Annotated in this window: 18 protein-coding genes and 4 pseudogenes; 11 read left to right on the top strand and 11 right to left on the bottom strand. The window is 73.7% G+C overall.

The genetic code is table 11. The annotated features are described in order from the left end of the window. Positions 1–73: 73 nt before the first annotated feature. The 3 genes and pseudogenes from J7E94_RS06830 to J7E94_RS06840 all read left to right on the top strand — a co-directional run. Positions 74–1,363, top strand: a pseudogene (locus tag J7E94_RS06830) (DUF6777 domain-containing protein); the annotation flags it as partial. A 465-nt stretch (positions 1,364–1,828) separates the two neighbouring features. Then, a pseudogene (locus J7E94_RS06835) lies at positions 1,829–2,099 on the top strand (response regulator transcription factor); the annotation flags it as partial. Then, positions 2,090–4,189 carry a SpoIIE family protein phosphatase gene (locus J7E94_RS06840; protein WP_215013232.1) on the top strand — a complete coding sequence of 700 codons (2,100 nt, stop codon included), beginning with the start codon at positions 2,090–2,092 and terminating at the stop codon, positions 4,187–4,189. The pseudogene J7E94_RS06835 and the gene J7E94_RS06840, both read left to right, overlap by 10 nt. A gap of 46 nt (positions 4,190–4,235) precedes the next feature. On the opposite strand, the gene J7E94_RS06845 is transcribed toward J7E94_RS06840, so the two are convergent. The 4 genes and pseudogenes from J7E94_RS06845 to J7E94_RS06860 all read right to left on the bottom strand — a co-directional run. Then, entirely contained in the window at positions 4,236–4,934 is a 699-nt protein-coding gene (locus J7E94_RS06845; protein ID WP_215013234.1) for an alpha/beta fold hydrolase, read from the bottom strand. Positions 4,935–4,979: 45 nt separating this feature from the next. Continuing rightward, complete coding sequence (locus J7E94_RS06850; protein WP_215013236.1) at positions 4,980–6,902, bottom strand: ABC transporter permease; 1,923 nt, start codon at positions 6,900–6,902, stop codon at positions 4,980–4,982. A 382-nt stretch (positions 6,903–7,284) separates the two neighbouring features. Next, positions 7,285–8,103, bottom strand: a complete 819-nt coding sequence (gene modA / locus J7E94_RS06855) for a molybdate ABC transporter substrate-binding protein (RefSeq protein WP_215013238.1) — start codon at positions 8,101–8,103, stop codon at positions 7,285–7,287. 104 nt (positions 8,104–8,207) lie between these two features. Next, positions 8,208–8,333: pseudogene (locus tag J7E94_RS06860) on the bottom strand (MerR family transcriptional regulator); the annotation flags it as partial. A gap of 154 nt (positions 8,334–8,487) precedes the next feature. On the opposite strand from J7E94_RS06860, the gene J7E94_RS06865 reads away from it, so the two are divergent. Then, a complete protein-coding gene (locus J7E94_RS06865; RefSeq protein ID WP_215013240.1) occupies positions 8,488–8,877 on the top strand; it encodes an RNA-binding S4 domain-containing protein in 390 nt (129 codons plus the stop codon). A 265-nt stretch (positions 8,878–9,142) separates the two neighbouring features. Here J7E94_RS06865 and J7E94_RS06870 read toward each other — a convergent pair whose 3' ends face one another. Further along, positions 9,143–9,562, bottom strand: a complete 420-nt coding sequence (locus J7E94_RS06870; RefSeq protein WP_215013242.1) for a PTS-dependent dihydroxyacetone kinase phosphotransferase subunit DhaM — start codon at positions 9,560–9,562, stop codon at positions 9,143–9,145. After that, positions 9,559–10,164 carry a dihydroxyacetone kinase subunit DhaL gene (gene dhaL, locus J7E94_RS06875; protein WP_215013244.1) on the bottom strand — a complete coding sequence of 202 codons (606 nt, stop codon included), beginning with the start codon at positions 10,162–10,164 and terminating at the stop codon, positions 9,559–9,561. Before dhaL ends, J7E94_RS06870 begins: the two co-directional genes overlap by 4 nt. A gap of 327 nt (positions 10,165–10,491) precedes the next feature. Here dhaL and J7E94_RS06880 point away from each other — a divergent pair, with 327 nt between their 5' ends. The 4 genes from J7E94_RS06880 (at position 10,492) to J7E94_RS06895 (ending at position 14,701) form a co-directional block, all read left to right on the top strand. After that, entirely contained in the window at positions 10,492–10,908 is a 417-nt protein-coding gene (locus J7E94_RS06880) for a VOC family protein (RefSeq protein WP_215013247.1), read from the top strand. Between the two features lie 126 nt (positions 10,909–11,034). Beyond that, positions 11,035–12,015: an NAD-dependent epimerase/dehydratase family protein gene (locus J7E94_RS06885; RefSeq protein WP_215013249.1), complete on the top strand. Its 981-nt coding sequence runs from the start codon at positions 11,035–11,037 to the stop codon at positions 12,013–12,015. 54 nt (positions 12,016–12,069) lie between these two features. Then, positions 12,070–14,277, top strand: coding sequence for a TrkA family potassium uptake protein (locus J7E94_RS06890; protein WP_374224399.1), 2,208 nt, complete (start codon positions 12,070–12,072; stop codon positions 14,275–14,277). Further along, complete coding sequence (locus J7E94_RS06895) at positions 14,174–14,701, top strand: alpha-ketoglutarate-dependent dioxygenase AlkB (protein WP_308344650.1); 528 nt, start codon at positions 14,174–14,176, stop codon at positions 14,699–14,701. The genes J7E94_RS06890 and J7E94_RS06895 overlap by 104 nt, the downstream gene beginning before the upstream one ends. Before the next feature lie 8 nt (positions 14,702–14,709). Here J7E94_RS06895 and J7E94_RS06900 read toward each other — a convergent pair whose 3' ends face one another. Together J7E94_RS06900 and J7E94_RS06905 are read right to left on the bottom strand one after the other, a co-directional pair. Next, positions 14,710–15,003, bottom strand: coding sequence for a YkvA family protein (locus J7E94_RS06900; RefSeq protein WP_215013253.1), 294 nt, complete (start codon positions 15,001–15,003; stop codon positions 14,710–14,712). A 43-nt stretch (positions 15,004–15,046) separates the two neighbouring features. Next, positions 15,047–15,511, bottom strand: coding sequence for a MarR family winged helix-turn-helix transcriptional regulator (locus J7E94_RS06905; RefSeq protein WP_215013254.1), 465 nt, complete (start codon positions 15,509–15,511; stop codon positions 15,047–15,049). A 121-nt stretch (positions 15,512–15,632) separates the two neighbouring features. Between J7E94_RS06905 and J7E94_RS06910 the strand changes: the two genes are divergently transcribed. Together J7E94_RS06910 and J7E94_RS06915 are read left to right on the top strand one after the other, a co-directional pair. Then, positions 15,633–16,205, top strand: coding sequence for a DoxX family protein (locus tag J7E94_RS06910; RefSeq protein WP_215013255.1), 573 nt, complete (start codon positions 15,633–15,635; stop codon positions 16,203–16,205). A gap of 64 nt (positions 16,206–16,269) precedes the next feature. After that, on the top strand, positions 16,270–18,063 hold the full coding sequence (locus J7E94_RS06915; protein ID WP_215013256.1) for a glycoside hydrolase family 15 protein: 1,794 nt from the start codon (positions 16,270–16,272) through the stop codon (positions 18,061–18,063). A gap of 20 nt (positions 18,064–18,083) precedes the next feature. On the opposite strand, the gene J7E94_RS06920 is transcribed toward J7E94_RS06915, so the two are convergent. Then, complete coding sequence (locus J7E94_RS06920; RefSeq protein WP_215013257.1) at positions 18,084–18,926, bottom strand: helix-turn-helix domain-containing protein; 843 nt, start codon at positions 18,924–18,926, stop codon at positions 18,084–18,086. A 176-nt stretch (positions 18,927–19,102) separates the two neighbouring features. Between J7E94_RS06920 and J7E94_RS06925 the strand changes: the two genes are divergently transcribed. Next, positions 19,103–20,083: an NAD(P)-dependent alcohol dehydrogenase gene (locus tag J7E94_RS06925; protein WP_308344653.1), complete on the top strand. Its 981-nt coding sequence runs from the start codon at positions 19,103–19,105 to the stop codon at positions 20,081–20,083. Positions 20,084–20,098: 15 nt separating this feature from the next. Here the strand turns inward: J7E94_RS06925 and J7E94_RS06930 are convergent. Continuing rightward, positions 20,099–20,207 (bottom strand): annotated as a pseudogene (locus J7E94_RS06930). A 36-nt stretch (positions 20,208–20,243) separates the two neighbouring features. Next, a complete protein-coding gene (locus tag J7E94_RS06935; protein WP_215013258.1) occupies positions 20,244–21,650 on the bottom strand; it encodes an APC family permease in 1,407 nt (468 codons plus the stop codon). Positions 21,651–22,171: the final 521 nt, after the last annotated feature.

Here is a 22,171-nt window from a genome sequence, read left to right on the forward strand (position 1 = left end):
CGGCTTGCGGGCACCACCCGGACGGCGCACACAATGGTCCGCAAGGGACTTTCCGCGCCTGGAAGAAGAGCCCATGAGCACGCAACCGGACCGCCCACGGCCCCAGCAGCAGCCGCCGCCGCCGTCATCCGAGCGCCCCACAGGGCCGCCTTCAGGCCCGCTTTCGGGCGGGCAGCAGGGCCCGCCGAAGCCGCCACCACCACCCGCGCCGCCAGGCGGCGCGGGTGGGGCCGGCGGCGGCCCGTGGTGGCGGTCCGTACCCCGGCTCGTCACCGCACTCGTCGCGGTGGCGGCGGCCGTGGCCCTGGCCGTGGTGCTCACCCGGCCCAGCGGCACCGACCAGGCCGGCGGCGAGGTGTTCCTGCAGCCGGTGGCCGCCTCCGGCCCCGACCCGTTCACCGAGTCCACCGCGGCGGAGCAGGCCAAGCCGCTGCCGGAGAGCCCGACGCCGTCCGCCAGCGCCACCAAGGGCACCGCGCCGTCTACGGCCGCCTCGGCGACCACCGGCACCCAGACGGGCACCCGGAGCGTCAGCGGGGCCTCGCCGGGCGTCTACGCGGGCACCAAGGACGTCCCCAGCTGCGATGTCGAGAAGCAGATCAGGGCGCTGTCCGCGCAGCCCGCCAAGAACGCAGCCTTCGCCTCGGCCTCCGGCATCCAGCCGACTGCCGTGCCCGGCTACCTCCGCTCGCTCACCCCGGTGCAGCTGCGGATGGACACCCGGGTCACGAACCACGGCTTCCAGAACGGCAGGACCACCGCCTACCAGGCCGTGCTCCAGGCCGGGACGGCGGTGCTCGTGGACGACCGGGGCGTGCCGCGGGTGCGCTGCGCCTGCGGGAATCCGCTGGGTCCCCCGGTGGCGCTCAAGGCCAACCCGAAGCGCTTCGGACAGACGTGGAACTCGTACCAGCCGTCGCGGGTGGTGGTCATCGCGCCGTCGGTGACCGTCGTGAACGTGTTCGTGATCTACGACCACCAGAACCGGCACTGGTACGAGCGCCCGCGCGGCGACCACCGCGGCAAGCGCGACAAGCCGGTGCCGCCGCCGGTGTTCCCGACGCCGCCGGTCACCCCGACCTCGCTCCCGACCGGCAGGCCGACGTCGCCGACCGCGACCGTGTCGCCCACGAATTCGAAGACCGTGTCCGAATCGGCGACGGTGTCGCCTACGACGTCCCCGACCGCGTCGCCGTCGGAGTCGCCTTCGACGTCGCCGTCGGAGTCGCCTTCGACGTCGCCGTCGGAGTCGCCTTCGACGTCGCCGTCGGAGTCGCCTTCGACGTCCCCGTCGGAGTCGCCTTCGACGTCCCCGTCGGAGTCGCCTTCGACGTCGCCGTCCGAGTCGCCTTCGGAGTCGCCTTCCGAGTCCCCGCGCGAATCCCCGTCCACCTCGCCCTCGGAGTCCCCGCGCGAATCCCCGTCCACCTCGCCCTCGGAGTCTCCGCGTGAATCCCCGTCCACATCGCCCACGGAAACCAGGGACGAGTCGCCCTCGGCCTCGCCCCGGCTGGTGAGGCCGACGACCCCTGCGCCCGAGCGCCCGTCGCCCTCGGTCCTGACCGTCCCGGCACAGCCCCCGTCTCCGCCGGCACCGGAGGTCACGGCCATCGAGCCGGTGCCTCCGCCCCCGCCGCCCTCGCCCCCGGAGCTCACGGAGCCTCCGCCTCCGCCGCCGTCACTGCCGCCCGTTCCGCCCGGCAACGACACCGAGTAGGCGGACCCGGATGCGCCTCACTCCCCCCACGCGGGGGGAGTGAGGCGCATCCGCCGGGTTCCCTGGCCGGGGTCTGCTACGTGCGCCGGCGCCGGGACACCGCGTCGCCCGCCAGTGCTGTCCCCGGCGGTCACGGCGCCTCCTGAGGGACCACGTGGCGGGCGGCTCCGGGCAGGACACCCGGGCGGCCGCCGCCCGCGCCCGGCTGGACCTGCTGGCCGAACGCGAGCGGGAGGTGGCCCTGGCGGTCGGGCGAGGCCTCTCCAACGCGGAGATCGCGCGGGAGCTGCACCTGGCGCTGCCGGCGGTGAAGACGCACGTGTCGCGGATCCTGACCGGGACACCGGCGGGTGGGAGTGAGACCCTGGCTGCATGGCCCTGAGGGGACGGAACCCCGAGGTCGACTGGCCCGCGCGGCCCGATACGAGCCTTGCGCTCAACCGCATGGGGACCTTCGACTGGGACCTCGACAGCGGGCGGCTGCACTTGGATCCGACCGCGCTCGAGGTCCTTGACCTGCGCCCCGACGAGTTCACCGGAACGCCCGAGGGGCTGCGCGCGCGTCTCGCGCCCCCCGAGGCGGCCCGGCTCGACGCCCGGGTCGCGCAGGCGCTCAAGGACGGCCGCACCCACTACGGGGCCTACGTGCGCAGCCGCCGCCGGGACGGGACACCGGCCTGGACCCACCTCCAAGGGCACATTCTGCGGGACCGGCACGGTCGCCCGTACCGGGTCATCGGGATCCTCCGCGACGCCGCCCACGACCCCGCCCAGCCCGGGGCGGCCGGGGCCGCCGGGGAGCAGGCCGAGGGGCGGCGCCGGATGACCGGAGTCGTCGAGCGGACCACGGCCATCCTCGCCCATGCCCGCACCGTCAACGACGTGACCGACATCCTCAAGGACCCGCAGGCCCTGGGCCACCTCGGAGCGGTCAGCGTGATGCTCGGCATCGTCGACGGCGGCCGCATCCACCTGGTCGCGGAGGGGCAGCTCGGCGCGTACGTACCCGAGATCGAGTACACCAGGATCGACGCGCAGTTCCCGATGAGCGAGGCCGTGCGCAGCATGCAGCCCGTCTACCTCGCCTCCCGGGAGGAGTTCCAGGTCCGCTATCCGCGGCTGTGGCCGTACATCGAGCCGCTGTCCGTCCGCAGCGGGGTCTACCTGCCGCTGATCGCCCAGGGGCGGCCCATCGGCGCGCTCGGGCTGCTCTACACCCGGGAGGGCGACTTCACCGCCGAGGAGCGGAACCTGCTGATGGCGCTCGGCAGCGGGATCGCGCAGAGCCTCCAGCGCGCCATTCTCTTCGAACAGGAGCACGACCTGGCGGAAGGGCTCCAGCGGGCCATGCTGCCCCGACGGATCCCGGAGGTGGCAGGGGTGCGGATCGCTGTACGCTACCGGTCCGCCCGGATGGGGCGGGACGTCGGCGGCGACTGGTACGACGTGATCCCGCTCGGCGAGGGCCGGGTCGGGGTGATGATCGGGGACGTGGAGGGGCACGACACGGACGCGGCCGCCGTCATGGGGCAGCTGCGCATCGCGCTGCGGGCGTACGTGGCCGAGGGGCACACGCCGGGCACGGCGATGGCGCGGGCCTCGGCCTTCCTGCGCGAGCTGGAGACGGAACGGTTCGCCACCTGCACGTACGCCGAGGTGGACCTCACCACCGGGATGCTCCGCATGGTCCGCGCCGGCCACCTGGACCCGCTCCTGCGGCGCGGCGACGGCAGCGTCCACCGGATCCAGGTGGCGGGCGGCCTCCCGCTCGGGCTGCCGCACCGAGACCCTTCCCGCACCGGTGCGGGTACGGACAAGGGCACCGGCTACCCGGTCACCAGTCTCGAACTGCACCCCGGCGACACCCTGGTGCTGTGCACGGACGGCCTGATCGAACGGCCCGGCAAGGACCCCGACACCGGCATGCGGGAGCTCATCACCGCGGTCCGCGGCGGCCCGGTCGACGTCCAGGAACTCGCCGACGTGCTGTGCGACCTCGTCGGCGACTCCGGCGGCGGCGACGACATGGCCCTGCTGGTCCTGCGCCGCCGCGGTACCCCCGCCGCACGCGGCGGCGGCCCGCTGCGCCAGCGGCTGGAACCGGGCGACCCGGAGGCCCCCGCGATGGCCCGCCACCTGATCCGGGCGGCGGTGGCGGCCTGGGGAGCGCGGGACAGGGCAGACGAGATCGAACTGGCCGCGGACGAGCTCATCACCAACGCCCTGGTCCACACGGAGGGCGGTGGCCAGGTCAGCATGCGGCTGACGGCGGGGGGGCGGATCCGCATCGAGGTCGAGGACTCCAGCAGCGCCCTCCCCAGGCCGCGCGAGGCCGGGGACTGGGCGGTGTCGGGCCGCGGCCTGATGCTGGTGGACCACCTCTCGGACGCCTGGGGCGTGGAACCCCGGGGCGGCGGCAAATGCGTGTGGTGCGAATTCGCCGCGGCCGCCCCGGCGCCGATGGCCCGCTGACCGAGACGCACGTCAGCCCGTGCCCGGCGCCCCGGCGGTTCCCGGGTCAGGCAGCGGCCGCGGCGAGGAGTATCTCGGCCAGTTCGCGGGGTCGGGAGAACATCGGCCAGTGGCCCGTGTCCATACGGACCAGCCGCCAGCTGTCGCCGGCCAGCAGCCGGGCGACGTCCTCGGTGGGCTCGGGGCCGTCGAGCAGGCACTTGATGTATGTCGCCGGGAGCCCGTCCAGCGGGCGGGCCAGCACGGCCGGTTCGGTCAGCGAGGCTCCCGGGTGCGGGGTGGATGCGGCGACGATCCGCGCGATCTCCTCGGCGCCGAGGTCCTGGCCCTCGTAGTCGGAGGCGGTCCGGGGCGCCCAGAAGCCGCCGTTCCCGGAGATCTCGTCCGCCAGCTTCGCCGGTCCCTCCCACCACGTGGAGACGAACGACTCCCCGTCGGCAGGGAGGTTGGCGTCGACGAAGACCACCCGGGCCAGCCGGTCGCCGATGCGCTCGGCGGCCTGGCCGACCGGTATGCCCGCGTAACTGTGCCCGACCAGGACGACCTCGCGCAGATCGAGCCGCTCGATCTCGCCCACGATGTCCTGGACATGGGTCTGCTGCCCGGCCGGCACGCCCTGCCGCTCGGCCACGCCGGACAGGGTCAGGGCGTGTGCGCCGTGGCCGGCGGCGCGCAGCTGCGGCGCCACCGCGTCCCACGCCCAGGATCCGAGCCAAACGCCTGCCACCAGTACGAAGTTCGCCATGGCCGCACCCTAGCCGACGGGTCTGACAACGCCGCCGCGCGAAGCTCAGAGCCGCACCAGCGTGACCTCGGTGGCCTTCACGCCGGCCCACACCTCGGCGCCGTCGACGATGCCCAGTTCGGCCGCCGCCTCCGGGGTGATCTCCGCGACGAGGTCGGGAACCCCGGCCGGGGCGATCAGCACGCGCAGCCGGCTGCCGACCGCGGTGATCTCCCGTACGGTGCCCTGCCACACGTTGCGGGGGCTGCCGCCCGGGCGCTTCCGGTGCACCGACACGGCCTCCGGGGCGATGATCGCCAGTGCCTGCGCCCCCTCGGGCAGCGTCTCGGCGACCACCAGCCGCCCCCCGGCGGCGAGGGCCAGCCCGTCGGCCGACGCGGTGCCCGGCCAGGCGTTGCGCCCCAGCATCCGGGCCACCCACGGGGAGCGCGGATGCCGGGTCACCTCGGCGGGCGGCGCGTCCTGGAGGGTCTGCCCGTCGGCCAGTACGAGGACCCGGTCGGCCAGCGACACCGCCTCGACGGGATCGTGCGTGACGATGAGGCAGACCCCGCCGAAGCCGGCCAGGTGCGTGCGCAGGGTGTGCCGGACGTGGGCCCGCGTCGTCTGGTCGAGGGCAGCGAGCGGCTCGTCGAGCAGCAGCAGCCGGGGGCGCGCGGCCAGGGCGCGGGCCAGCGCCACGCGCTGGGCCTGCCCGCCGGACAGCTGCCCGGGCCGGCGCTGGGCGAGGTGCCCGACGCCGAGCCGGTCCAGCCACGCCTGCGCCTCGCGGCGGGCCTCGGTGCGGGGCACCCGGCGGGCGCGCAGCCCGTAGGCCGTGTTGGCCAGGGCGCTCAGGTGCGGGAACAGCGCCCCGTCCTGCGGGACCCAGGCCACCTGCCGCTTGTGCGGGGGCAGCGCGGTGACGTCGGTGTCGCCGAGCCTGAGCTCGGCGCGGGCCCGCGGGGTCAGGCCGAGCAGGGCGCGCAGCAGGGTGGTCTTGCCGGAACCGTTCTCGCCGACGACGGCGATGGTGGTGCCGGGCTCGGCGTCGAGGGTGAGCCGGTTGAAGCCGGTGACGGTGGCGTGCAGAGGCCAGTGGCCGCCTTCGTCGGGCGCGGCCGTCTCCGTGCCCACCGCCTCGGCCTGGTTCTCCTCGGCCGCCGGCGGCGCCCCGGCGGCCTTGCGGGCGACCGGGGCTCCCGTCCACCGGCCGCGCAGGGTGATGAGCACGGCCATTGCGATGGCCAGGAGCAGCAGCGAGACGGAGGTGGCGGCCTCGGGCTGGTCCTGGAGCAGCAGGTACACCTGGAGCGGCAGGGTCTGGGTGGTGCCGGGGAGGTTGCCGGCGAAGGTGATGGTCGCGCCGAACTCGCCGAGCGCGCGGGCCCAGGTCAGCGCGGCGCCGGCGACCAGGCCCGGGGCCACCATGGGCAGGGTCACCGTGAAGAACACGCGGACCGGCGGGGCGCCGAGGGAGGCGGCGGTCTCCTCGTAGCTCTGCCGGAGGCCGCCGAGGGCGCCTTCCAGGCTGATCACGAGGAACGGCATGGCCACGAAGGTGGCCGCGACGACCGCGCCCGACGTGTGGAAGGGCAGGGTGACTCCGAAGACGTCCTCCAGCCAGGGCCCGAGCAGCCCGCGCCGGCCGAAGCCGAGCAGCAGGGCCACACCGCCGACGGTCGGCGGCAGCACCATCGGGAGCAGCACGAGCGAGCGGACCAGGGCCTTGCCCTTGAACTCCACGCGGGCCAGCAGCCAGGCGAGCGGCACGCCGAGGAGGAGCGAGAGGCAGAGGGCCCACAGGGACACGACGAGGGAGAGCTTCAGGGCCTGGACCACACCGGGGCTGCCGAGGTGCGTGCCGAGCGCGCCCCACTGGGTGCGGCTGAGGATGCCGATCAGCGGCAGCAGCAGGAACGCGACGGCGAGGAGCGCGGGGAGCGCCAGGGTCACGGGGGGCCGGGTGCGGGTGCGGAGTCTGCTCATCAGGGGTTCCTGGCTGGGGGCGGGGCGGGGCGGGGCGGCTGCGGGGGGAAGCGTACGCGGATGCCCCCTGGGGCCATTGGCTTACGGGCGGCCGGTCGCCGGGCGCGGCGCGGTGCCCGGCGCCGCGATCCGGCGTCGAACCACGGGCTGCCGGTCGCCGGTCGGGCCACGGCGCGGTGCCGGACAGCACGAGCGGCGCGGGCTGACCGTCGCCGGTCGGGCCCGGGTACGGTCGCGGTGCCGGAGGCCGCGATTCGGCGCGTACGGCGTGCGGTAACCCGAGGCCGGCCCGTACGTACGGTCGGGCCCCCGCCAACGCGGCGAGGGACTGCCTGTCCCCCGAACCAGGCAGTCCCTCGCGGCATCCGGACGCAGGCGAGGACTACGCCTGCTGAAAGCCCGCGTCCTGGAGGATCTTCTGTGCCTCCGGCGTGCTCAGCCAGGCCACGAACGCGGCCGCGGCCTCGGCGTTCTTGGACTGCTTGAGGGTGGCGGCCGGGTAGGAGGCCACCGCGTTCTGGTCGTCCGGGATGTCCACGGAGACGACCTTGTCACCGGACTTGGCGGAGTCGGTCTTGTAGACCAGACCGGCGTCGGCCTCACCCAGCTCGACCTTGGTCAGCACGGCGCGGACGTTCGGCTCCTGGGACACGGGCCTCACCGTGACGCCCTGCTTGTCCAGGACTTCCTTGCTGTACCGGCCGACCGGGACCTCGGGCGCGGCGAGCACAACCTTGATCTTGCTGTCGGCCAGGTCCTTGAGGTCGTCGATCTTGAAGGGGTTGCCCTTGCCGGTGGCGATGACCAGGCGGTTCTTGGCAATGACCTTGGCCTCGCCGGTCTCGGCCTTCAGGCCGTCCATGGTCTTCGTGTCGGCCGTGACCAGCGCGTCGGCGGGCGCGCCCTGCTTGACCTGCGCCGCGAGCTCCTGCGAACCGGCGAAGGAAAGGGTGATCTTCGTGCCCGGGTGGGACTTCTCGTACGCGGCGCCCGCCGTCTTGAACACGTCGGTGAGCGAGGAGGCGGCGAGGACGGTGAGGTTCACGGCCTTGGGCTCGGCGGAGGCGGAGACGGAAGCGCCGGTCCCGCTCCTCTTCCCGCCGTCCGTACCGCTGTTGCCGCAGGCGGCCAGTGGGACGAGGAGGGCGGCGGTCAGCGCGGCGGCAGCGGCGCGGCGGCGGGTCAGGGTCGGGGACGACATGGGCGGAGCTCCAGGGTCGGGTCGGGTCGGGTCTGCGGCCGGCCGGATGCCGGCTGCGCGGGGTGGGTGACCCGCGCCGGTGACGGGCGGAGCGGGTGGGGGCGTCAGGTGCGGTCGATCTGCACGCTGGTGGACTTCACGCGGGCGGTGGCCTGCATGCCGAGCTCCGGCCCGAGTTCCTCGGCGGCCTCACGGGTGCGCAGGGAGACGAGGCGGTGGGGAGCCGGCTGTCCGGTGGTGGAGGGCTGCATGTGCCCCAAGGTAGGGGCATACATGACGCATTTGCAATTCTCTTGGAATGATGTACATGGCAGATGCCCGCCTCTGGTCTTATCCCCCAAAAGTCGTTCCGCTTTCCCCAGCCCGTCTCGCTAAAGTCGGGGCATGGCTGATGACGTAACGGGAACGGAAACGGGAACCGTGCGGGTGGACGCGTGGATCTGGTCCGTGCGCCTGACGAAGACCCGCTCGACGGCGGCGACCGCCTGCCGGGCGGGCCACGTGAAGGTCAACGGGGAGCGTGCCAAGCCGGCGCAGCCGGTGCGCGCGGGGGACGAGGTACGGCTCTTCCACGCGGGACGGGAGCGGATCGTCGTGGTCCGCCGGCCCGTGTCGAAGCGGGTGGGCGCTCCGGTCGCCGCCGAATGCCTCATCGACAAGAGCCCCCCGCCGCCCACGCCGATCGAGGCCGCGGTGGTGGGCATCCGCGATCGCGGAGCCGGCCGCCCGACGAAGCGCGAACGCCGCGAGATCGAATCCCTCCGCGGCCGCTGACCCGGGCCCCGGGCCCCAGGTCCGCGTACGGGTCCGCGCCCCCGGGTCCGCGTACGGGTCCGCGCCCCCGGGTCCGCGTACGGGTCCGCGCCCCCGGGTCCGCGTACGGGTCCGCGCCCCCGGGTCCGCGTACGGGCCTGCGCCCCGGGCCTGCGCCCCGGGCCTGCGCCCCGGGCCTGCGCCCCGGGCCTGCGCCCCCGGGTCCGCGTACGGGCCTGCGCCCCGGGCCTGCGCCCCGGGCCTGCGGCAGTGTCGCGGATCCGGGTCAGGCCTTGCGGTACGTGTACGCCTCGCCGGCGGTCGATTCGACTGCCGGCAGGGCGGCTCCCGCGGAGGCGGCGACCACCGCCGCCACCGCGCCCTCCAAGAACGGCGCGTCCACCAGCCGGGACCCCGGCGGCAGTTCGTCCTCCAGCAGCAGCGCCTTCACCGTGAGCACCGAGCTGCCCAGGTCCGCCAGCAGGGCGATCCCGGCGCCGCGGTCCACCTCCCGGGCGGCTGCGACGATCAACTCGGCGCTCGTGCCGAGGCCGCCCTCGGCCGTGCCGCCCGCCGTCGCCACCGGGGCCATCGGGCCACCCCCCGCAAGGCCCCGCGCCAGCTCCGCCACCGACTCGGCCACCGACGCGCTGTGCGACACCAGCACGATGCCGACCAGGCCGTCGCCCTCCCGCGCGCCCGTCACCGTACGCCGTCCGCGACATCCGCCAGCGCCCCCAGCAGCAGCGCCGACGAGGTGGCGCCCGGGTCCTGGTGGCCGATGCTCCGCTCGCCCAGGTAGCTCGCCCGGCCCTTGCGCGCCTGCATCGGCACCGTCGCCAGGGCCCCGTTCTCCGCCGCGTCCCCGGCCGCCCGGTACGAGGTGCTCAGCGCGGCGACCCCCGGCACCAGGGCGTCCAGCATCGTCTTGTCGCTCGGCGCCGCCCCGCCCAGCTGCGCCACCGCGCCGACCCCGGCGTACAGGGCCTTGCGCAGTTCGTCGTCGGAGACCTCGGCGGCCTCCCCGAGCTCCTTGCCCGTGCGCCGCAGCAGGGTCCCGTACAGCGGTCCCGAGGCGCCGCCGACCGTCGAGATCAGCGTCCGCCCGGCGAGCTGGAGCACCGCTCCCGGCGCCGCCGGGGCCTCCGCGTCCAGCGCCGCCCGTACGGCGGTGAAGCCCCGCAGCAGATTGCTCCCGTGGTCGGCGTCCCCGATCGGGGAGTCGAGCTCGGTCAGCCGGTCCGCCTCGCGCTCGACCGCGGCCGCGACGGCCGCCATCCACCGCCGGAAGAAGTCTGCATCCCGCACCGGATCTCCTCGCCTCGCACCTGTCTGGCCGGTCCCACCGCCACCTTACGGTCAGCAGCCCCAGCGCAGCGCCGCCGTCCGGACGGGCGCGTCCCACAGCCGCAGCAACTCCTCGTCGACGCGGCACAGCGTCACCGCCGACCGGCTCTGACGGCTACTCGGGAAATGACGCGGGCACCCGCACCGTTTTGCTCACCCGCCAGGGCGTGGCCGACAAGCTCGTCGCGCCCGCGTCCGGCGTGCCGGGCGCGTGTCGGGCGGCCACCACCAGCAGTCTGGGGACCGGGGGTCACCGCGACCGACTCCGCACCACGAAAGGAAGACCTCGTGCCTTCTCGACTCAACCCGTACATCAGCTTCGACGGAGATGCCCGGCAGGCCATGGAGTTCTACCAGGGGATCTTCGGCGGCAGCCTGAAGACGAACACCTACGGCGAGTTCGGGACCAAGGAAGCCGGAGACGCCGCCGACCGGATCATGCACAGCATGCTCGAGACCGACAGCGGCTTCACGCTCATGGGCGCCGACAACCCGCCCGGACAGCAGCACAAGCCCGGCAACAACATCTCGGTCAGCGTGAGCGGCGAGGACGCCGACGAACTGCGCGGCTACTGGGACAAGCTCTCCGCCGGCGGCACGGTCGCGGTTCCGCTCGAGGAGCAGATGTGGGGCGACGTGTTCGGCATGTGCACGGACCGCTTCGGCATCACGTGGCTGGTCAACATCAACCAGCGACAGGGATAGGCGGGCCGGGACCGGTCTGCCGGTCCCCGGCGGCCGGCTCCGGGCGCCCGCGCCGGAGCCGGCCGCCGGGTCCGCTGTCAGTGAAGCCACCTGTCCGCCCGGCGCACGCGGTGCTTGGGTGTCGCCATGGAGATACTGGTGTTGGGCGGAACGGCATGGGTGGGGCGCGAGCTGTCTCGGCAGGCCCTGGGGCGCGGCCATCGGGTGACGTGCCTGGCGCGCGGCGAAAGCGGACAAGTGACCGACGGAGCACGGCTGGTGGCCGCAGACCGGCGCGATCCCTCGGCGTACAAACCCCTCCTCGACCGGGCGTGGGACGCGGTCTTCGAGCTGTCCTGGCAGCCGGGCTTCGTCCGTGAGGCGCTTACTGAGCTCGGCGGCAGGGCCCGCCACTGGACCTACGTGTCCTCCGTCAGCGCCTACGCCACCAACGGCACCCTGGACGCCGACGAGTCCACGGCCCTCCTTCCCCCGACCGACCGGAGCGAGACCGACCGCTCGCTGTACGGCGAGTCCAAGGTCGCCTGCGAGCAGGCGTCGACGGCCGCCGTGGGCGACCGCCTCCTCATCGCCCGCGCCGGACTCATCGGCGGCCCGGGCGATCACAGCGGTCGCTCCGGCTACTGGGTGGCCCGCGCCGCACGCGATCCCCGAGGTCCCCTGCTGGTTCCCGACGCACCGGCGCTGCCCACGCAGGCGGTCGACGTGCGGGACCTGGCCGGCTGGCTGCTCGAAGCCGCGGAGGCCGGGACCACCGGCACCTACGACGCCGTCGGGCCCGTCGTTCCGTTCGCCGAGTGGATCGACCAGTCCCGCGCCGTCGGCGGGCACACCGGCCCGGTGGTCACCGCCGATTCGGCCTGGCTGCTCGCGCAGGACGTGGCCGAGTACATGGGGGAGGAGTCACTGCCGATGTGGCTGGTCGATCCGGGTTGGACCGGCTCCCGCACCGGGGCCGCCGCGCGCGCCACGGGACTGCGGCACCGGCCCCGGGCGGAGCTGCTGGCCGACACGCTTGGCTGGGAACGCGAGCAGGGCCTGGACCGGCCCCGGCGGGCGGGCCTCAGCGCCCGGCGCGAGCGCGAGCTGCTCGACGCCCTCGGCTGATCCCGCGGCCCTGCGGTCCCGCAGGCCCGCGGCCCGGCAAGGCATCCTGTGCAGGTGCAGTCGAACCTTTCGCGGAACCAACTCCCCGACGCCACCGGCCGGATGGTCGTATGCGGCGACGACGGTCTGTCCCGTCGGCTCGCGGCCGAACTCCGCGACGTGTACGAGGAGCGCGTGACGCTCGTGGTGCCCGCCGCCCGGACCTCGCAGCCGGCACTCGGGCAGCGGGGAACCGGCCGCGGGCTCGGGCTGTTCGGCCGGGTGCCGACGGCCCGGACCCGGGCAACGGCCGCGGGGCGGCCGCCCGCGACCGAACTGCGGGTACTGGAGGCGGCCGAGCCGGACGAGGAGGTGCTGGCCGCGGCCGGGGTGGCCGGGGCCGCCGCGCTGGCACTCGTCTACGAGGACGATGACACCAACATCAGGGCCGCCCTTGTGGCCCGGCGGCTCAACCCGAGGCTGCGGCTGGTGATCCGGCTCTACAACCGCAAGCTCGGCCAGCACCTGGAGGAGCTGCTGGACCAGGCGGCGATCGTCGCCGAGCCGGAACTCGACCGGCGCGAGCTCGACTCCTCGACCACGGTGCTCTCGGACGCCGACACGGCGGCGCCCGCACTGGCCGCCAGCGCGATCGCCGGAACGAGCAAGGTGGTCCAGGCCGACGGGCTGCTGCTGCGCGCGGTGGAGCGTACGCCACCGGGACGGGGCGAGGTGGCCGATCCGGGCCTGTGCACGCTCGCTCTGCTGTCGGCCACGGCCAGCGACCCCGCGGGCAGCGAGAGTTCAGTTCTCGGAGGCGAACGCGGCCTCCAACTCCTCCCCGACGCTCCCGCCGTGGCCGCCGCGACCGGGCGGGGCATCGTGGCCCTGGAGGCGATCACCCATGTCGGGCCGGGACAGCCGGCGGCGCAGCGAGCGGCACGGTTCAACACGGCCTCCCTGCCTGTGGGCTATCTGTTCTCGCGCCGGCTGCGCTGGTCGCTGGCCGGCATCGTGCTGGCCGTGACCGCACTGGCCGTGGCGTCCTCGGTGATCACGGGCGACCACCTGCTGCACGCGGCCTACATCACCCTGCTGGACATCTTCGCGATCAACGACCCGGCCCTGGGGCAGCCCCCTGAGCGCAAGACGCTCCAGATCCTGGCCGGATTCGTCGGCCTGCTCCTCCTGCCGGTCCTCGTGGCCGCCGCACTGGAGGCGTTCGGCGCCTTCCGGACGGCCAGCGTCCTGCGCCGCCCGTCCCGCGCCCAGTCAGGGCACGTCGTGCTGCTCGGACTGGGCAAGATCGGGGCACGGGTCCTGGCGCGGCTTCGGGAGCTGGACATTCCAGTGGTCTGCGTGGAGTCGGACCCGCAGGCCCGCGGCCTGGCACTCGCCCGGAACCTGCGCGTCCCCGTGGTCCTCGGCGACGTCACCGAGGAAGGCGTGCTGGAGGCCGCCCGCGTCCGCCGGGCGCACTCGCTCCTCGCCCTCACCAGCTCCGACACCACCAACCTGGAAGCCGCCCTGTACGCCCGCACGGTCAAGCCCCAACTGCGGGTGGTGATGCGCCTGTTCGAGGACGACTTCGCGACCGCCGTGTACCGCACCCTGCGCGCGGCACACCCCGCCGCCCCCGCGTTCGCGGGGGCGATGATGGGCCGGCAGATCCTCGGAGCCATACCGGTGGAGCGCCGCGTCCTGCTCTTCGCCGCCGTCGAGGTGGCCGGCCATCCGCAGCTGGAGGGGAGAACCATCGCCGAGTCCTTCCGCCCGGGGGCCTGGCGGGTGATCGCCCTCGACACGGACTCCCCCGAGGAGCGCCGCCCCGACCTGTCCACCGCCCACACCGAGGATCCGGCCCGGCGGCCCGGGCTGGTGTGGCAGCTGGACCCCGACTACGTCCTGAAGGCCGAGGACCGCGTCGTGCTGGCGGCGACCCGGCTGGGCGTCGCCGAGATCCTCGGCCGCAGGGTGGCCCACATCCGGGGCCGTAAGCGCAGCCGCCTCCATATTCGTGCGTGTGTTCGGTTTGCGGGGGTAGAGTGGTGCCATGCACGCAGTCCAAGGAGCCCTGGGAGCGCTAGGCCTCCAAGGGTCGCTCTTCGACCAGGACGACGAGATCCGGCTCGGCCCGCTCGCCGGAATCCGGCGCACGGAGCTCGGCGCGGGAGCCTGGGTGGACCACCTGCCCGGCTGGCTGAGCGGCGCCGACACGCTCTTCGAGCGGCTCGCCGCCGACGTGCCCTGGCGCGCCGAGCGGCGGCAGATGTACGAGCGTGAGGTCGAGGTGCCCCGGCTGCTCGCCTTCTACGGAGAAGGCGAGGGGCTGCCGCACCCTGCCCTCACCGAGGCCCGCGAGGTCCTCACCCGCCATTACGCCCCCGAGCTCGGCGAGCCGTTCGTCACCGCGGGGCTCTGCCTCTACCGCGACGGCCGCGACAGCGTGGCCTGGCACGGCGACCGGACCGGCCGCTCCTCCAGCGAGGACACCATGGTCGCGATCGTCTCCGTCGGCGATCCCCGCGACCTCGCCTTCCGCCCCCGCGACGGGGGCGCCACCCTGCTGCGGCTGCCCTTGGGCCACGGGGACCTGGTCGTCATGGGCGGCTCCTGCCAGCGGACCATGGAGCACGCAGTGCCGAAGTCGGCTCGGGCTGTCGGCCCCCGCATCAGCGTCCAGTTCCGGCCCCGGGGAGTCCTCTGACCGCCTGCTCAAGAGGCGGCAGAGTCCTTGGAGCCGGGCAGCCGGGCCGCCGCCGCATGGAGGGAGCGCAGGGCCAGCAGCAGGATGCCGATGTCGTCCAGGTAGACCGGATCCGGAATCAGGTCCACTGGCGAGATGGTGTAGAGCACGGCGACCCAGAACAGGGCCTTGTCGCGCAGCGGGATCCCGGCGTCGAGCAGCAGGCGCCGCGCCTTGAAGACCCGTACGAGCAGCACGGCCGCGTAGAGCGCGAGTCCGGCCGCGATGACCGCGGCCAGCGTGAGCCAGACCTTTCCGTTCATTGCGGCCGTATACCCGGATCGGGCGCCCGCGTACCGCGGCCGCTCAGGCGCCCTGCGCGCGCAGCCGCCGGCCCACCTCGCCCAGTCCGTCGGCGAGCGCGTCGAGCTGCTCGGGGGTGAGCACGTCGACGAGGATCTCGCGGACCGTGGCCACGTGCCCCGGCGCCGCCTCGTCCAGGCGGGCGCTGCCCGCCTCCGTGAGGACGGCGAAGACGCCGCGCACGTCGGAGGGGCAGCTGCGGCGGCGGACCAGCCCGGCCTTCTCCATCTGTGTGATCTGGTAGGTCAGCCCGCTCTTGGAGTTGATCAGGCCATTGGCGAGTTCGGTCATGCGCAGTTCGCGCCCGGGGGCCGCGGCGAGGCGCACGAGGATCTCGTACTGCGGGTGGGAGAGTCCTGAGTCGTCCTTCAACTGCTGGTCGAGACGGCGGTTCACCAGAGCCGACGCGGCCAGGAATCCGCTCCAGGCCCGCATTTCGCGTTCGTCCAGCCATCTCGTTTCAGCCATGGGCCCAGCGTACACGGGTTGTTCGAATTTGAATCACTGGTTAGGGTCGGTGACTGGCGGTTCGAATTTGAACAACTCCGTCCCCGCTCCTCGGGCCGCCCGACCGGAAGGAACCCCCACGATGACCACCCCCTCCGTCACCTCGGCGAACACGCACCCGGACGCGCAGACGCGGACGGCGGCGACCGCGCAGGACCTCGCCCTGTCCGCCCCGGGCCACGACGCCGGCCTGCTGCTCCTGCGCCTCGTCCTCGGCCTGACCATGGCCGCGCACGGCTCCCAGAAGCTCTTCGGCTGGTTCGGGGGCGGCGGTATCAGCGGCACCGGCCGGTTCTTCACCGCCAGCGGCTACCCGGCCGGCGACGCCATGGCCGTCCTCGCCGGTCTGACCGAGACCCTGGGCGGCCTCGGCCTCGCCGTCGGCCTGCTCACCCCGCTCGCCGGCGCCGCCGTCGTCGGCACCCTCATCAACGCGATCGCCGTCCACGGCGCGGGATCCTTCTTCGCCCCCGAGGGCATCGAGTACGAACTGCTGCTGACCGCGGGCGCCGCGGCCCTCGCCCTCACCGGCCCCGGCCGCTACGCCGTCGACCGCTTCCTGCCCGTGCTCCGCAGCCACCGCCTGGCCCACGGCGCCCTCGCCGTCGCCCTCGGCGTCGTCCTCGCCGGCGTGCTGCTCCTCGTACGCAGCTGACGCGCGCGCGGGTGTCCGGGGCCTGACCTGATTGGCCCCGGACATTCCCGGGAAGAGCGATCAAATGACACAACCCATCGAAGACTACGCACTCATCGGCGACCTCATGACCAGTGCGCTCGTCGGCCGTGACGGGTCCATCGACTGGCTGTGCCTGCCGCGCTTCGACTCGGCGGCCTGCTTCGCCAGACTCCTCGGCGACGAGGAGAACGGCCACTGGCGCATCGCCCCCGTCGGCGCCGCCGACGGCGAACAGTGCACCCGCAGGGCCTACGTAGACGGCTCGCTGATCCTGGAGTCCTACTGGGAGACCGACACCGGCACCGTCAAGGTCACCGACTTCATGCCGCAGCGCGACGTCGCCCCCGACGTGGTCCGCATCGTCGAGGGCGTCTCCGGCAGGGTCAGGATGAGCAGCACCCTGCGACTGCGCTTCGACTACGGCCACATCGTCCCCTGGGTCCGCCGCATCGACGGCCACCGCGTCGCCATCGCCGGACCCGACTCCGCCTGGTTCCGCAGCGAACCCCCGGTCCGCACCTGGGGCGAGGACAACAGCACCCGCTCCCAGTTCCCGGTCACCGCCGGCCGGCGCGTCGCCTTCGTACTCACCTGGCACCCCTCGCACGAGCCGCGCCCCGAGCCGATCGACCCCTTCGCGGCACTGGAGCAGAGCCTCGCCGGCTGGCGGGAATGGACCGCCCAGTGCCGCTACGAGGGCCCCTACCGGGAGGCCGTGACCCGCTCCCTCATCACCCTCAAGGCCCTCACCTACGCCCCGACCGGCGGCATCGCCGCCGCGGCCACCACCTCCCTCCCCGAGGAGATCGGCGGCGTCCGCAACTGGGACTACCGCTACTGCTGGCTGCGCGACTCCACCCTGACCCTCGGCTCCCTCCTCGCCACCGGCTTCCTCGACGAGGCCCTCGCCTGGCGCGCCTGGCTGCTGCGCGCCGTCGCCGGCGACCCCGCCGACCTCCAGATCATGTACGGCATCGCGGGCGAGCGGCGGATCCCCGAGGTCGAGCTGCCCTGGCTGCGCGGCTACGCCTCCTCCGCCCCCGTGCGCGTCGGCAACGCCGCGGTCAACCAGCTCCAGCTCGACGTGTACGGAGAGGTCCTCGACTCCCTCCACCTGGCGCGCGCCGCGGGAATCCCCTCCGAACACCACGCCTGGCGGATCCAGCTCGCACTGCTCGACTTCCTGGAGCAGAACTGGCAACGGCCCGACGAAGGGCTGTGGGAGGTACGCGGCCCGCGCCGCCACTTCGTGCACTCCAAGGTGATGGCCTGGGTCGCCGCCGACCGGGCCGTGCGCACCCTGGAGCACGACCCTTCGATGCCCGGGGACGTCGAGCGGTGGCGCGCCATGAGGGACGAGGTGCACCGCGACGTGTGCGAGAAGGGCTACGACCCCGAGCGGGGCACCTTCACCCAGTACTACGGCTCCCGCGAACTCGACGCGGCGACCCTGCTCATCCCCAGGGTCGGCTTCCTGCCCCCCGACGACCCGCGCGTCATCGGCACCGTCGACGCGGTCCGGGAGGAGCTGGGCCAGAGCGGCCTCGTCCGCCGCTACACCACCGAAGGGCCCTCCGTCGACGGACTGCCCGGCGACGAAGGAGCCTTCCTGGCCTGCTCGTTCTGGCTGGCCGACGCGCTCTACCTCACGGGCCGGCCCAAGGAGGCCCGTGCCCTCTTCGAGCGGCTGCTCGCCGTACGCAACGACGTGGGGCTGCTCGCCGAGGAGTACGACCCCGTCGCCGGACGCCAACTCGGCAACTTCCCGCAGGCCTTCAGCCACATCGGCCTGGTCAACACCGCGCTCACCCTGGCCCGGGAGGAGGCGGGGGACTGAGGGGAGCCACCGGGCGCGGGTCAGGCCCGTACGCCGGCCTTCCGGTCCTCCTCGCGGCGGCGAAGCAGGTCGCCGGTGGCCGCGTCGGCCGGGAGGAAGGCCTCCAGGTGCAGCTCGGCCAGCGTGACGTCCACGGCCGTGGCGAAGGAGGTCAGGGTGGTCAGCAGCCGCAGCTCGCTTCCGCCCGCACCGCGCAGCCGCAGCGGCACGGCGAAGCCGAGGTGGTCCGGACCGGGCGGCGCCTCCGCCGGCAGGTAGCTCCGCAACTCCGCTATCAGACCGTCCAGTTCGGGATCCGGATGGGCCTGCGCCCGACCCCGCAGGTTCTCCACGATGTGCCGCCCCCACGCCGCCAGGTTCAGCACGCGCGGCGCCATGCCCTCAGGGTGCAGCGCGAGCCGCAGCACGTTCACCGGCGGGGCGAGCAGGTGCGCGGCCGCGCCCTCGGTGAGCACCCCGAACGCCTCGTTGGCCAGGACCAGTTCACCGCGCGCCCCGGCGACCACCGCCGGGTAGGGCAGGTGGCCGGTCAGGATGGTCCGCAGGGCCGTCATGGCCGGCTCCAGGGCGGCCCCGTCCCGCGGCGACTCGGCGTAGGCGGGCGCGTAACCGGCGGCAAGCAGCAGGGAGTTGCGCTCCCGCAGGGTGAGCCCCAGGGATTCGGCCAGCCGCACCACCATCGCCCGCCCCGGCCTCGACCGGCCGCTCTCCATGAAGCTGAGGTGGCGCTGCGTGGTGCCGGCGAGCGTGGCCAGTTCGAGCTGGCTCATCCGGCCCAGCGCCCGCCGCCGGCGCACTTCGAGGGAGAAGGGCGAGGGCTCGGCGGGGGTGGGGACGGGGGCGGTGCCGGTGGTGGTGGCCATGGATACCTTTCTAGCTGCTGCCCGGCGGACCCGGCGATTCCCGGAAGGGAATTGCCGCGCATATCCCCGGCCGCGCAGCATCGGCAGCCAGAAGGACCACGGAGAGACGGAACCGCCCTGGAGGCCGGGATGCGTGTGCGTACCACCTGGAAGCATTCGGCGACATCGACGGGATCGTGCTCCGCGACAGCGGGCCCGCGATTCCCGAGCCGGCCGGCCCGACCGACATCGTCGTCGCGGTGAAGGCCGCCTCGCTCAACCGGCGCGACCTGCTGATCCTCCACGGGCGCTACCCGCTGCCCGCCGCCCCCGGGGTCGTCGCCCTGAGCGACGGCGCGGGCGAGGTCATGGCCGGGGGGGAGGCGGTGACCCGGTTCGCTGTCGGCGACCGCGTCGCCGGCACGTACTTCCCGCGCTGGCGCTCCGGCCGGATCACCCCCGACGCCTTCGACCAGCCCGGCTGCACCCTCGACGGCATGCTGGCGCAGTACGCCGTCCTCGACGAGCAGAGTGCCGTATCCGTCCCGGCCCATCTGACCTGGGAGGAGGCCGCCACCCTGCCCTGCGCGGCGGTGACCGCGTGGAGCGCCCTGACCGGCGCAGACCCCCTGCTGCCGGGCCAGACGGTACTGACCCTGGGCACCGGCCCGGTCGCGCTCTTCGCCGTGCAGTTCGCGAAGCTGCTGGGCTGCCGGGTCGTGTCGACGACCTCGGACAGGCAGAAGGCGGACCGGCTCAAGGCGCTGGGCGCGGACGCGGTCGTCGACTACGTACGCGAGCCCGAGTGGGGTTCGAAGGTGCGGGATTGGACGGAGGGTCGGGGTGCGGACCTGGTCGTGGAGACCGGTGGACCGGAGACCCTCGAACAGTCAGTGCGCGCCGCTTCCCTCTACGGCCAGATCGCCCTGCTCATCACGGGCAGCGCCCGCAAGCCGGGAATCGAGATCTCGCACGTGTACGCGTCGACCCTGGCGACGATCCGCCGCGTCTTCGTCGGCAGCCGGGCCCGGTTCGAGGACATGAACCGGGCCGTCGCGGCCCACGAACTGCGCCCGGTGATCGGCCGCGTGCACTCCTTCGAGGAGGCGCACGCCGCCTACCGCGGCCATGCCACGGACGCGCCCTTCGGAAAGGTCGTCATCCGGGTGGCCGACTGACTTTGTGAATCCGGGTGCGGGACGACGGGATTCGAACCCGCGGGGCCGACGGCCAGGTCCGGCCGTCGGCACCGGGAGACCTCCGGTGCCGACGGTGCAATGGACCGCTCTGCCACAGCCCCGCACCCTGGCGGGACCGCGCGGTCCCGTTGCGGCGACCTTACGCGGCGATCTCCTCGCCGTCCTCCGGAATACTGACCAGCCAGCGCGTCTCGCGCCGCGGCCGCAGGTACAGCGCCCAGTACAGGGTGGCCGCGGCGGTGAGCCCGCCGGTCCACAGCAGGTACTGGATCTCCTGCTGGGTCAGGATGTACGCGAGGACGACGATCAGCACGACCGGGATGGCCGGCCACAGCGGCATCCGCCAGGCGGCCACCTCGCGGTGCGCCCCCCGCCGGCTGAACAGCGCGGCCACCGCCACCAGCAGGTACATGCCGGTCACGGAGACGCCGGTGACGCCGTACAGGGTGTCCAGGTTGACGAAGCACAGCGCCGCACCCGGAACACCGACGACCAGGGTGGCCACCCACGGCGAGCCGAAGCGGCCCAGCTTGGACAGCGCCTGGTTGACGGGCGCGGGCCAGGCCTTGTCGCGGGCGGAGGCGAAGAGCACCCGCGAGTTCTGGATGACCATGACGATGCCCGCGTTGACGATGGCCAGGGCCACGCACAGGCTCACGAAGGTGCCGACGGCCGAGTTGGACCAAGCGGTCACCATCCCGCCGAGGTCGCCGGCGGCCAGCGCCTCCAGGTCCGGGGAGCCCATGGTGATGGCGATGACCGGGACCAGGATGACGGCGGTGGAGATGGCGAGCGTGAGCAGCACGGTGCGGGCGACGTTGCGCCGCGGGTTCTCGAGCTCCTCCGACAGGTAGACGGCGGTCGAGAACCCCTGGGTGATGAACAGCGCGATGGCGAGCCCGGAGACGACCATCATCGCGGTGACGGTGGACGTGCCGCCGCCCTCGGCGGCGACGGTGCCGTGCACCAGCGCGTCGGCGCCGCGCTCGCTGTGTGCGAAGCCCAGTACGGCGACCAGGGCGGCGGCGACGACCTCCAGCACCAGGAAGATGCCGGTGATCCAGGCGTTGGCCCGCAGGTCGAGGAGACCGGCGAGGGTGGCGAGCAGCATGACGCCGCCGCCCGCGACCGGCGCCGGTATGTCGATCACCGGGGCGAGGTAGTCGGCCGTGCCCATGGCGATCACGGGCGGCACGATCATGACGACCAGCAGGGACAGGACGAAGACCAGCCATCCGGCGAGCCGGCCGGCCATCGTCGAGACCATCGCGTACTCGCCGCCCGCGCTGGGGATGAGCGTGCCCAGTTCGGAGTAGCAGAACGCGACGCCGATGCAGAGCAGCGAGCCGATGGCGATGGTGAGGGCGGTCCAGGTGCCGAGGCTGGCGAAGAGATCGGGCACGACGACGAAGAGCGTCGAGGCGGGCGTCACGCACGAGAGGGTGAGCAGAGTCCCTCCGACGACGCCGATGGAACGCTTGAGCTTCTGGGGGACGGGCCCGGTGGCGGGGGAGAGGGCCTGTGGGGCGCTGATGGTGTCAGTCATCGGTGCGGAGTTCCGATCGGCAGGTGTGGTGAATGAGCGCGGGAGCGGTATTGCCTCCGAGGCGGTGGTGAGCAAGTGGTTCCGTGGCTCCCGGGCCGACATGCAATCCCCGCGAGATCCGCAGGTCAAGGGTTGTTCACCTGCGGATTCCATCGTCCGGGTCCCCCTCCCGGGCCGCTTCGCGACGTAAAGACGGTGTAAATGCTGCACGAGCGGCGTGTGCGGGAACCGCAGCCCGCCCGCCGAAGAATTTCCCTCCGCTTTGCCGGATCCGCCGCTCCGGTGATCCACTACTCCGTTGCGCCACGGGACGCTAGGTGCTGTGGCCGGAAGGGTGTGCCGGGGCGTGTGTCCGGTGCGGTGCATCGCAAGGCGGAGGGCCGCGGCTCGTACTGGACGTACTTGCGCGGTCCGACAACGCGGCGAGGTGCCGTGCTTGGGGGCACCTCCGTGGGGGTCCCCCCGGACGGAGTCCGGGGGGAGGTGGCTGGGGGAGCGTCGCGACCCGGTGAACTTTTCCG

The sequence above is a fragment of the Streptomyces sp. ISL-94 genome, from assembly GCF_018614075.1.
Lineage (GTDB): Bacteria > Actinomycetota > Actinomycetes > Streptomycetales > Streptomycetaceae > Streptomyces.